The 10883-nt window shown below is 72.3% G+C and carries 10 protein-coding genes and 2 pseudogenes; 7 read left to right on the top strand and 5 right to left on the bottom strand.

Features of this window, described 5'->3' with window-relative positions; all coding sequences use genetic code 11:
* From ACFVTC_RS17820 to ACFVTC_RS17810, 3 genes and pseudogenes are all read left to right on the top strand, one after another.
* Positions 1 to 108, top strand: a pseudogene (locus tag ACFVTC_RS17820) (6-phosphogluconate dehydrogenase); the annotation flags it as partial.
* A gap of 8 nt (positions 109 to 116) precedes the next feature.
* Positions 117 to 728 (top strand): histidine phosphatase family protein, encoded by a 612-nt coding sequence (locus ACFVTC_RS17815; RefSeq protein WP_390127863.1) that lies wholly within the window; start codon positions 117 to 119, stop codon positions 726 to 728.
* 81 nt (positions 729 to 809) lie between these two features.
* Positions 810 to 1265: a tellurite resistance TerB family protein gene (locus tag ACFVTC_RS17810; RefSeq protein ID WP_168531046.1), complete on the top strand. Its 456-nt coding sequence runs from the start codon at positions 810 to 812 to the stop codon at positions 1263 to 1265.
* 33 nt (positions 1266 to 1298) lie between these two features.
* Here the strand turns inward: ACFVTC_RS17810 and ACFVTC_RS17805 are convergent, their stop codons facing one another.
* Together ACFVTC_RS17805 and ACFVTC_RS17800 are read right to left on the bottom strand one after the other, a co-directional pair.
* Positions 1299 to 2261: a hypothetical protein gene (locus ACFVTC_RS17805; RefSeq protein WP_390127862.1), complete on the bottom strand. Its 963-nt coding sequence runs from the start codon at positions 2259 to 2261 to the stop codon at positions 1299 to 1301.
* Between the two features lie 641 nt (positions 2262 to 2902).
* Positions 2903 to 3343 carry a PPOX class F420-dependent oxidoreductase gene (locus tag ACFVTC_RS17800; protein ID WP_381234959.1) on the bottom strand — a complete coding sequence of 147 codons (441 nt, stop codon included), beginning with the start codon at positions 3341 to 3343 and terminating at the stop codon, positions 2903 to 2905.
* Between the two features lie 92 nt (positions 3344 to 3435).
* Here ACFVTC_RS17800 and ACFVTC_RS17795 point away from each other — a divergent pair, with 92 nt between their 5' ends.
* The 3 genes from ACFVTC_RS17795 to ACFVTC_RS17785 are packed head-to-tail and all read left to right on the top strand — an operon-like array spanning position 3436 to position 6687.
* Positions 3436 to 4014: a TetR/AcrR family transcriptional regulator gene (locus ACFVTC_RS17795; RefSeq protein ID WP_390127859.1), complete on the top strand. Its 579-nt coding sequence runs from the start codon at positions 3436 to 3438 to the stop codon at positions 4012 to 4014.
* The gene (locus tag ACFVTC_RS17790) at positions 4011 to 5495 is read left to right on the top strand and encodes an MFS transporter (RefSeq protein ID WP_390127857.1); all 1485 of its coding nucleotides are present in this window, start codon (positions 4011 to 4013) and stop codon (positions 5493 to 5495) included. Before ACFVTC_RS17795 ends, ACFVTC_RS17790 begins: the two co-directional genes overlap by 4 nt.
* Positions 5461 to 6687 carry a serine hydrolase domain-containing protein gene (locus ACFVTC_RS17785; RefSeq protein ID WP_390127855.1) on the top strand — a complete coding sequence of 409 codons (1227 nt, stop codon included), beginning with the start codon at positions 5461 to 5463 and terminating at the stop codon, positions 6685 to 6687. Before ACFVTC_RS17790 ends, ACFVTC_RS17785 begins: the two co-directional genes overlap by 35 nt.
* Before the next feature lie 274 nt (positions 6688 to 6961).
* Here the strand turns inward: ACFVTC_RS17785 and ACFVTC_RS17780 are convergent, their stop codons facing one another.
* Together ACFVTC_RS17780 and ribA are read right to left on the bottom strand one after the other, a co-directional pair.
* A complete protein-coding gene (locus tag ACFVTC_RS17780; RefSeq protein ID WP_390127853.1) occupies positions 6962 to 7948 on the bottom strand; it encodes an ornithine cyclodeaminase family protein in 987 nt (328 codons plus the stop codon).
* Complete coding sequence (gene ribA, locus ACFVTC_RS17775; protein WP_390127851.1) at positions 7945 to 8673, bottom strand: GTP cyclohydrolase II; 729 nt, start codon at positions 8671 to 8673, stop codon at positions 7945 to 7947. Before ribA ends, ACFVTC_RS17780 begins: the two co-directional genes overlap by 4 nt.
* A 49-nt stretch (positions 8674 to 8722) precedes the next feature.
* On the opposite strand from ribA, the gene ACFVTC_RS17770 reads away from it, so the two are divergent.
* Complete coding sequence (locus tag ACFVTC_RS17770) at positions 8723 to 9526, top strand: creatininase family protein (protein ID WP_390127849.1); 804 nt, start codon at positions 8723 to 8725, stop codon at positions 9524 to 9526.
* Between the two features lie 137 nt (positions 9527 to 9663).
* On the opposite strand, the pseudogene ACFVTC_RS17765 reads toward ACFVTC_RS17770, so the two are convergent.
* Positions 9664 to 10668, bottom strand: a pseudogene (locus ACFVTC_RS17765) (lysylphosphatidylglycerol synthase transmembrane domain-containing protein); the annotation flags it as partial.
* Positions 10669 to 10883 lie beyond the last annotated feature (215 nt).

Below are 10883 nucleotides of genomic sequence, written 5' to 3'. Positions count from 1 at the left end.
TCACTGTTCGCCCGCTTCGCCTCACGCCAGGACGACTCGCCGCAGATGAAGATGATCGCGGCACTGCGCAACCAGTTCGGCGGCCACGCCGTCGAGTCCGCGGAGTAGGCCGGGCCATGGGCGACCTCATACTGGTCCGCCACGGGGAGACCGAGTGGACCCTGACGGGCCGGCACACCAGCTGGACCGATCTGCCGCTCACCCAGCACGGCGAGGAACAGGCCAAGTCCCTGGCGCCGTTCTTCGCCGGGCAGTCCTTCGCACAGGTGTTCACCAGCCCCCTCGACCGGGCCGTACGGACCGCGGAACTCGCGGGCCTGACCGGACTGGTGACCGATCCCGATCTGCACGAGTGGGACTACGGGAGCTACGAGGGGATCACCACGCGTGCGATCCACCGCACCCGGCCCGACTGGGTCCTGTGGGAGGACGGGGTGCCGCCCGGCCCGGACGGCCGTCCCGGCGAGTCGCCGCAGGAGGTGGGGGAACGCGCGGACCGGGTCCTGTCCCGCGTGGACGCGGCGCTCCGCGAGCACCCCGGCGACGTGGTCCTCGTGGCCCACGCGCACTTCCTGCGGGTGCTGACGGCCCGTCGGCTGGGGCTCCCGGCGGACGCCGGACGGCTCTTCCAGCTCTCGACCGGAACCGTCAGCCGGCTGTCCACCGAGCACGGACATCCGGTGATCGCCGAGTGGAACGCCACCGGAACTTCCACGCCGGTCCGCTAGTTTCTACGATGCTGTAGAAACCGAGGAGGTTTCCGGTCCGCCCGCGGGCGGACCGGACCTCTGCCAACGTATGGAGTTCTCATGGCCCTGTGGGACCGCATCAAGGAGTCCGCGTCGACGATGCAGACCCAGCTCGTGGCGAAGAAGAACGATCTCAAGAGCGGTGCCTTCCGCGACGCGAGCATGGCGATGTGCGCGCTCGTCGCCGCGGCGGACGGGTCGGTCGATCCGTCCGAGCGGCAGCGCGTCGCCCAGCTCATCGCCACGAACGAGGTGTTGCAGAACTTCGACGCCGACGATCTGCGCCGTCGCTTCGACGACAACCTGAACAAGCTGACCGCCGACTTCGCCTTCGGCAAGGTCAGCGTCCTCCAGGAGATCGCCAAGGCCAAGAAGAAGCCCGCCGAGGCACGTGCCGTCATCCAGATCGGCATCGTGATCGGCGGCGCCGACGGCGACTTCGACAAGACCGAGCAGGCCGTGGTGCGGGAGGCGTGCTTCGCGCTCGACCTGCCGCCGCACGAGTTCGACCTGTAGCGACCACGCCGGATCAGGGGCGCGTGAAGTGGCTCAGGTGCCGCGCGAGGACCGCTTGCGCCACTTCACGAACTCCTTCTCCGGATCGCCGGTGCAGGACCAGGGCGAGCGGCTGGCACGCGGCCCGACCATCCGGAAGATCGGTCCTGCCAGGTCCGTGAGTCCGGCGTAACAGGCGGCGTGCGCCAGGTAGTTGAAGTGCCGCACCTCCTCGGGTGCGGGCGGCCCCTCGGAGCGGGCGGTGAGCCAGCGCTGCCAGCTGCGCCGTACGTCGCTGACGGCTTGGTCGTGGTTCCAGTGCCGGTCGAACCCGGCGGGCGTGTCCCGCCGGCCGTTCGCCTCCTCCAGGACGGCGCGGTACTCCTCCACCCGCGCGACCTGAAGCAGGACCGGCAGCGCGGAGCCCGGCGGGGCGACGGCCGCCGCGTCCCGCGCGAAGTCGTACATGAGGTCGTGCGACCCGTGCCAGCGCGCCGAGTAGTAGTGCAGCACCTGGAGGTGCCCCTCCACGCTGTACGGATCGCGGGCGTGCAACTCGTCCCACCAGCGCCCGAGTTCCTGACGGCGCACCCCGGCCGGATAGAGCCGGGCCACGGAGATGAGACAGATCCAGGGTGTCGGGTCGTCCGGGTAGGCCTCGGCGCCCTGGAGGCAGGCCATCACGGCCTGGTCGACGCGACGCCGTTCGACCGGGGCACCCCCGCCCGCCGCGCCTGCCAGGTGGAAGGCCCTGGCGACCTCCGTCGCGGCCCGCAGCACCAGGGCGTCACCGCCGCGGGGTTCCGCGGCCAGCCAGGACTCGACCGAGGAGTTGTCCACGCAGGCGGCCGCCAGCAGCCGCACCCGGTGGCCGCGCACGGGCCACGCGGGGCCGGTGGCCCTCAGCAGGTCGCGCAGGCTCTGCCAGCGGCCGACGGCGATGTCCTGGCGTGCGGTGCTGAGGAGTGCGTCCCCGCCGTCGGGGTCGAAATCGGGGGTGAAGCGGTCTCTCGCCATGCGGACTCTCTCAGAAGTCGGTGGGGAGACCCTCGTGAAGAAAGGACCGCTCGACCGCCGTCACCACCGTGTCGGACGAACCGAGGACTCCGGATGGGAGAGTCCTCTGCCCCTGTCGTCGTTCATGGATGTGCTGCTTCGGTTGCACGACGGCCACTGTTGTCGGCCGACGGTAGCTCCGCAGGAGGTGTTCCGCAGGTGGTGTGATGATAGCGGTGGTCTTTGGCGTTTCAATGTCAACTCGTGGGTAATATCCGCCGGATGAGGCGCGGAGGGGCGGTGACCTCCCGCGCAGGCCGCGACGGCGCGGCGGCAGGCCGTGACGGCACAGCCCTCCCCCTCCCGTCCAGGACCCCGACAGCCCCTCGACGCACGGGACTTGGGCATTCCCCGGCGAATGTCACGCCGGGACTTGGTTGACAGCCGACGTCGGACGGCCAGAACATCGGGCCGGGGCCGAGCGCACGACACGGCGGGGACACCGGCCGGAACAGCGCGCGACGCGACGGCGCGGGCCGCACGCAGCCGCTCCGCGCACCCCGGCCGGATTCAGGGGCGGCCGGGATGCGCGGAGCTCCCGCCGGCCCTCGTCACACGAACGGCCCGGGGAGCTCCGCGCGGGTCCCGGACGGCGGCCGGTGTCAGCGTGCGCGCGGCGCGCCGTACGCGCGCTCGACGTGCAGCCGCAGCACGAGCCGCCGGTCGCGGACCATGGCGGCCCGGTAGTCGTCCCAGTCGGGGTGCTCGCCCATCAGATCGCGGTAGAGCCGGACGAGCTCCTCGACGGTCTCGTCGTGCGGGTCCGCGGCCACCGGCGTCAGCTCGGCGGTGCCTTCGGCGACCGTGTACGCCCAGCGGTCGTCGCTGGTCACGTGGTACGAAGCTCGCGGATCCCGGCGCAGGTTCCGTGTCTTGGCCCGGTCGTCCGTGAGGGACACCCGGATGACGTTCTCGTCGGGACTGTAGGCATGGACCACGTTCGACAGCTGGGGGCGGCCGTCCCTCTTGAGGGTGGCGAGAACCCCGCCCTTGTACTCGGAGAGCAGCTTGAGCAGTGCGTCCTGCGTCGCGTCCTGGGTCATACGGGGATCAACCCTTCGGATCGGACCGTCATTCCCCGACCGGCACGCGCACGCGGTAGACACTGTCTACTGGGTACTGGTAGACAGCGTCCATGGACGAACGGGAGACAGGACTGAAGGCCCGGCTGGTCGACGTCGGCGTCGATCTGGTGGCCGAGGAGGGGGCACAGGCGCTGACCCTGCGGGAGATCGCCCGCAGGGCGGGGGTCTCGCACGGGGCGCCGCGCCGCTACTTCCCGACCCATCTGGACCTGCTGTCGGCCATCGCACGGCGAGGTTTCGCGGACCTCGGAGCCCGGGTGACCGAGGCGGTCGGCGACGGCGCGGCGAGCCCCCGCGCACAGCTCACCGCCCTCGGGCGGGTCTACCTGGACTTCGCGCTGTCGCGACGCGGTATGTACGAGCTGATGTTCCGTCACGACCTGCTGGCGAGCGACCGGCTGGGGCTCCGGGAGACGAGCCTGCCGCTGTTCGGGGTACTGATAGACCTGGTGGGCCGGGTGAGACCCGCGACCGAGGCGCGGATCACCGCGGGGGCCCTGTGGGCGAACCTGCACGGCATCGCCCAACTGTGGAGCTGGGGAAGCCTCCAACTCGGCACCGGAGCATCCGACTTCGCACTTCTGCTGCGGGCCGCACTGGACGCGCATCTCGGACCGGAGGAGGCGTGAAGCGGCCAGGCCCGACGGTCCGCCACCGCCTCACGCTCACGAACAGCATCGTCGGAGCCGTGATCGTCGCCCTGGACGGCACCGTGCTGACCGTGGCGCAGCCCACCCTGCGACGGGATCTCGGCGCCTCTCTCGTGCAGGTCCAGTGGACCAGTACCGGCTACCTCATCGCGGTGGCCTGCCTACTGGTGTTCGCGGGGCGGCTCGGGGACCGCTTCGGTCACCGGCGGGTCTTCGCCGTGGGCTCCCTCGGCTTCGGCGTGACGTCGGCGGGGATCGGCCTCGCCCCCGGCATCGGATGGGTGATCGGGCTGCGGGTCGCCCAGGGGGTCTTCGGCGCGCTGCTGCAGCCCGCCACCCTCGGAATGCTGCGTGCCGTCTACCCGCCCGACCGGATCGGCCGGCCCATCGCACTGCGGACCAGTGCCATCGGTCTCGCGGCCGCCGCCGGTCCGGTCCTCGGCGGGGCGCTGGTCGGCCAGTTCGGCTGGCGGGCCGTCTTCTTCCTCAACGTCGTGCCCGCGCTGGCCCTTGGCGGGTCGGCGCTCGCCGTCCGGGAACCGGCGCGCTCCCCCGGGCCGACGGTCCGGCTCGACCTGTCCGGGGCCTGCCTGCTCGCGGTGGCCCTGGCCTGTCTGGTCCGCACACTGGTCGGGGTCCCGGGGACCGGCTGGACGGCCGGGAGCACGGCGGGGCTGGTGGTGGCGGTGGTCGTGGCGGCCGTTTTCGTACGCCACGAACGCCGTGCCGCGAACCCGCTGCTGCCGCCCGCGTCACTGGGTTCCGCGACCGTCGGCGCGGCGCTGGGCATTCTGGTGGTGGCCTCCGCGGCGATGTTCGGCACGCTGTTCGCGGGCAGTTGCTTCCTGCAGGAGGTACTGGGTCTCGACCCGTTGCAGACCGGCCTGCGGGCCCTGCCGGCGGCCGTCATGATGGTGCTGGGCGCGCCCGTGTCGGCCGTCCACATGCGCCGGTTCGGGGCACGCCGGACGGCCCTGGCCGCGCTGTGCGTCCTCGCGGCCGGGGTCCTGCTGCTGTCGCGGCTCGACCGGGAGTCCACGGCGTTGATCATCGGTGCCGGTTTCCTCCTGCTGGGAGCCGGCTTCGCGGGGGTGATGGTCACCGCGACGACGGTCGTCGTGCGGCATGTCCGCGCGGAGTCGGCGGGGGTGGCGGGCGGTCTCCAGCAGACGGCCATGAACGTCGGGCCCACACTGGGAGTTGCCGCGGCGACCGTGCTGATGCCCGCCGCGGGTGGTGTCCGGACGGGTCCCGCTCTGACGGTTCTCGCGGCCGTGGCCGTGGCCGGGTTGCCGCTCGGGCTGCGGCTGCCGGGACGCGACGGGGCGCCGACCCGCCGGCCGGACTGCCCCGGGGCGAACGCGGGAACTCCGTACGGGACGATGAACACGAGGCAGTCCATGACCCGCAGTGCGGAGGAGAACGATGGGACACCTGCGACAAGAGGTCGAGCCACATGAGGTCGGCCTCGATCCGAAGGCGCTGGCCCGGCTGGACCAGTACTTCGCCCACCTGGTCGACGACCACCGGCTGCCCGGTTGCCTGGTGGCCGTGTCCCGGCACGGCACGGTCGCGCACCTCGCGGCACACGGATGGCGCGACCGCGCGGCCGGGCTCCCGGTCGAGACGGACACGCTGTGGCGGATCTACTCGATGACGAAGCCGGTCACCTCGGTGGCCGCGCTGATGCTCCTGGAAGAGGGACACTTCCAACTGGACGATCCCATCGCCCGTTTCCTGCCCGCCTTCGCCGAACCCCGGGTGTACGTCGACGGGTCGGGGGCCGGCACACGGACCCGTCCGGCCCGTCAACCCCTCACGATCCGGCACCTGTTGACCCACACCTCCGGCCTGACGTTCGGTTTCTACCACTCCCATCCGGTCGACGCGCTCTACCGCGACGCCGGTCTGGAGTCCTCGGTGGCGCCGGGCACGGACCTGGCCGGAACCTGCGAGGTGTACGCCGGTCTGCCGCTCCAGTTCGAGCCGGGCACCGAGTGGAACTACTCGGTCTCCACCAACGTCCTGGGTCGTCTCGTCGAGGTGGTGTCCGGCCAGGACCTCGACGTCTTCCTCGCCGAGCGGATCTTCCGCCCGCTCGGGATGACGGACGCCGGCTTCTGTGTCACCGAGGAGCAGTCCGAGCGGCTCGCCGAGCTCTACGGGGAGGACTCCGAGGGACGGGTCACCCCGATCGCCGGGCTGCCGCTGCAGGGCCGCCCGCGCTTCCTGTCCGGGAGCGGCGGCATGGTGGCCACCGCCCACGACCACCACCGCTTCATGGAGATGCTCCGCCGGCGCGGCGAACTCGACGGCGTCCGGCTGCTGAAGCCGGAGACGGTGGACACGATGGCGTCCAACCACCTCCCGGGAGGCGTCGACCGCCGCACCTTCGGCAGCCCGCTGCACCGCGAGCCCGGCAACGCGGGCCTCGGCTTCGGCCTCGGCGTCTCCGTCGTGGTGGACCCGGAGATCACCCGGTCCCCCTCCAGCGAGGGCGCGTTCGGCTGGAGCGGCGTGGCCGGTACGACCTTCTGGGTCGACCCGCACCGGGACATGACCGTGCAGTTCTTCACCCAGGTCCGCCCGGCGGGGTCCCACGCGCACTTCCCCGAGCTGAAGCGGCTCGTGCACGAGGCCGTGCGGGACTGACCCGGCTCACCCGGTCCGCGGAACGCGACGCCCGGGGCTGATGCCGGCCGGGTTCCGCCCCGACGGGCGAACCCCTCCGGACTGCGGGCGCCCGGCCGGATGCCGAGCTCGACGGAGAACTGCGCCCGGACGCCGCCCACGCCCCGCCCGGTGGGGCCACAGGCCGGTTCGTCACACTCGGCCAGGACGATCCCGTCCGCCCACGCGGGCCAGGTGGCAGGCGACGCTCGTGCCGTCCACGCCGGCGCCGATGACCACGACCTGAGCGCCCCCTTCACCGCCCGGCCCGCCGGGCACGGGCCGCGTCGATCACGGCCCAGGCTGCCGCGGCGTCCTGGATGCCGAGCCCCACACTGATGTAGAGGACGATGTCGTCCGGGCCGGTTCGGGCCCCGCGGACCCCGGTCAGGACGCCGCCGAGCGGGATCAGGTCGTCCGGCGCGAGGATTCCCCTGGCCAGCGCCTCGACGACCGGGCCGGCGTGCTCCGCCGCCGTCACCGGATCGTCGACGACCACCGCCGCGGCCCGCCGGACCACCTCGGCGTCGACCTCGCTGCGGGTGGGCTCGAATGACCCCACGCTGACGACCGTGCACCCCGGTGCCAGCCACTCGCCCCGTACGACGGGTGTGCTGCTGAGCGTACAGGCCGCGACCATCGACGCCCCGGCGACCGCCTCCCGCGCGGTGCCGGCCGCCTCGACGGCGACGCCGAGTTCGGCGGCCAGCCGCTGGGCCGCGTCCGCCCGTCGGCCGGGATGCGGACTCCACACCCGTACGGACCGCAGTTCCCGTACCCGGGCCACGGCCCGCGCGTGGGCGAGCGCCTGGGTGCCGGAGCCCAGCAGACCGAGCTCCGCGCTGTCCGCGGTGGCGAGCGCGTCGAGGGCGACGGCGCTGGCGGCGGCGGTGCGCAGGGTGGTGACCGCCGTGCCGTCCATGACCGCGGCGAGCCGGCCGGTCACCGGATCGAGCGCGTTGATCACGGCGTGCACGGTCGGCAGCCCGGCCGCCGCGTTGCCCGGGTTGACGCTGCCGAACTTGGCGACGGCCCCGGTGTCCGCGGACAGCCGCGCCAGGTAGGCGAAGACGACGCTGTCGTCGAAGCGGCTGGGGTGCATGATCTTGCCGGGGAGCTCGGCGGTGCCGTCACCGAGCGCGGTGAACGCCGCGCGCTGCGAGGCGATCGCCGTGTCCGTGTCCAGCAGCTCCACGACCTGCTCACGGGACAGGTACAGCGGTCCGGCGTCGTCTTGTGTCATTCCTCAGTGATAGCCGCCTTCGCCGTTCCGCAAAAGATCGTCTTCGCCCAGTCGCCGCCGTCCAGGTGAGGGAGGAAGTGGTCGAGGCGCTCCCGCTTGGTGAGCAGGTAGCCGAGGTTCTCCTCGCACGGCGGTATCAGCAGCGGAACCTGCTCGGCGACCTTGATGCCGTTGCGCTGCAGCGACTCACGCTTGCGCGGGTTGTTCGAGAGCAGACGCACCGACCGTACGCCGAGGTCGTGCAGGATGTCCGCGGCCACCCGGTAGTCGCGGGCGTCGACCGGCAGACCGAGGGCGACGTTCGCCTCCACGGTGTCGAGGCCCTCCGACTGGAGCTTCATCGCCTGCAGCTTGGCGAGCAGGCCGATGCCGCGGCCCTCGTGGCCGCGGAGGTAGACGAGGATGCCGCGTCCCTCGGCGGCGATGGCGCGCAGCGCCGCGGCGAGCTGGTCGCCGCACTCGCAGTGCGTGGAGCCGAAGGCGTCCCCGGTGAGGCACTCCGAATGGAGCCGGGTGAGGACGCCTTCCTTCGTAGCATCCTCTCCACCGCCGGCGAGATCACCGACTTCCCCGTGGACCAGGGCCACTTGCTCCTCTCCACGGTCGTGGTCCAGGTAGCCGACCGCCTGGAAAACGCCGTACACCGTGGGCAGAGGGGCAATCACGACTCGTTCGACACCAGAGCGGCGCGCGGTCCCGGCAAGTACTGCGAAGTCATCTGTCATGATCTGGTTCCTAAGCAGAGTCGAAAGAAGAGTCGAAAGGCCGTGAAACATGAGTGGTTCGGGAACGCGCTCGACGGTATCCGGCCTGTTGCCGGCGGACACCACGGAGGATGTGCGCGAGCGGGGGGCCGGTGTCGCCCGTCAGATCGCGGTACTGCCCGTGGGGAGCTTCGAACAGCACGGGGCGTTCCTTCCGTTGGCGACGGACACGCTGGTCGCCTGCGCCATCGCCCATGAGATCGCCGCCGCCCATCCGGTCCATCTCCTTCCTCCGTTGACGATCTCCTGCTCGCACGAGCACGCCGCGTGGCCCGGGACCGTCAGTATTTCCGCCGTCACGCTCTACGCGGTGGTGCGGGACATAGCCGAATCCCTCCGCCGCTCGGGGGTGGACACCCTGGTACTCGTCAACGGACACGGTGGGAATTACGTGCTGGGCAATGCCGTCCAGGAATCCGCGGGCAGCGGTACGCGTATGGCGCTTTTCCCGGGCGCCGAGGACTGGGAGGCCGCGCTCGAACGGGCCGGTGTGGAGACCTCGTTGCTCACCGATATGCACGCGGGAGAAATCGAGACCTCCATTCTTCTGCACACGCACCCGGAATTGATCCGGCCCGGTTACGAGACCTCCGACTTCGTCGCGGACGACCGGCGTCATCTGCTCACCCTCGGTATGTCCGGCTATACCGGGTCCGGCGTCATCGGCCGCCCGTCGAGGGCCTCCGCAGAGAAGGGCGAGGAGCTCCTGGCGGGGCTGACCGAGGCCTTCGGGGCGTACTTCTCGCTGCTGACGGAGAAGGCACCTCCGTCGGCGGGAACGGGTCCCTCGGCGGTCGCTGAATCCCGGCATTGATCCTGCCCTCCTGTGTTCTCCTCCCGCGGGCGTCGCAGCGCCGCGAACCAGCGGACGAACAGGACAACGACACCGGGCAGGGCGGCGGCGAAGCTGAGCACCCCGTAGATCACGGCGACGCTCAGGCCCATGCCGGCGCCCAGTCCGGCGGCACCGAAGGCCCACGCCATGACGCCTTCCCTGGGACCCCAGCCGCCGACGTTGAGCGGCAGGCCCATGGCGAGCAGGGCGAGCAGGGCCAGCGGCAGCAACTCGGCCACGGACGCGGTGCATCCGGCGACCCGGGCGGCGATCAGGAACATGGCCAGGTGTCCGGCCAGCACCACGACCGACGAGATGAGCACACCCGGCCAGTTGCCGCGCGCCAGCAGTGCGCCGCGCGCCTCGGTGAGCGCGGCGCGGACGGCTCCGTACCGTCGCGAAGGGGCGGCCGGCCTGGCCCTGCGGACCACGATCAGCGCCACCGCCGAGCACACCGGGACGACCGCCAGGACGAGAGCCAGGCGACGGGCGTCCGTGAGGACCGGTGACGGCTGGGTGAGCAGGACCGCGGCCCCCACGGCGACCAGCACCGCCTGTCCGGCGGTCCGTTCGAGGACCACCGCGCGCACACCGCGCCCGATGTCCCCCGTGCTCTGACCGTGCCGTACGGCGCGGTGCACGTCACCGAGGACACCACCGGGCAGCGCCGCGTTCAGGAACAGCGCGCGGTAGTAGTCCGCGACGGCGCCGGCCAGCGGCAGCCGGATCCGCAGCCCCCGGGCCACCAGGCACCAGCGCCAGGCACTGAACACCGTGGTGAGCAGGCCCAGGCCGACCCCCGCCAGCAGGGTCGTGGAGTCGATCCGCCGCAGCCCGTCCAGGAAGACGCCGGTGCCGAGTCGCCAGAGCAGTACGCCGAGGATGGCGGTGCCGGCGACGGTGCCGAAATGGGTGCGCAGGCGGCGGGAGTCGAGCAGCGCGCGCAGGGCGCCCGCCGGGCGCCGGCCGTCGGTCGTCGCGGCCGGGTCGCCCTGCCCGTGCGCGCGGTCGGCACCGAGGCCGGGCGGCGTCGGGTCGCCTGCCGCGCCCGTCGTGGACGGCGGCGCGGTGGCGTGGTCGGCGGGCGGGCCTGAGGTGGCCTCGGCGGCACGCGGGCGCACGATCGTTTCGGCGGCGGGCGGGTGGTGCACCGGGGCGTCGACGGCGCGCGGAGGCGCGGTGTCCGCCGTGGGGGTCGGGACGGCGACGGCGGTGGAGACTGCCCCGCCCGCCTCGGCCTCGGTGCGCAGCGTGTCCGTCGTCCCCCGGGCCCCGGGCGCGTCCGTGCCGGGGCGCGGCCGGGCCGGGGCGGAGCCGCCCCGGATGCGCAGGGCGA

It is taken from the genome of Streptomyces sp. NPDC057950 (assembly GCF_042887295.1).
Classification (GTDB): Bacteria; Actinomycetota; Actinomycetes; order Streptomycetales; family Streptomycetaceae; genus Streptomyces; species Streptomyces kaempferi.
Note: the sequence above shows the minus strand (reverse complement) of the source record. Positions and strands in the feature narration are given on the sequence as shown.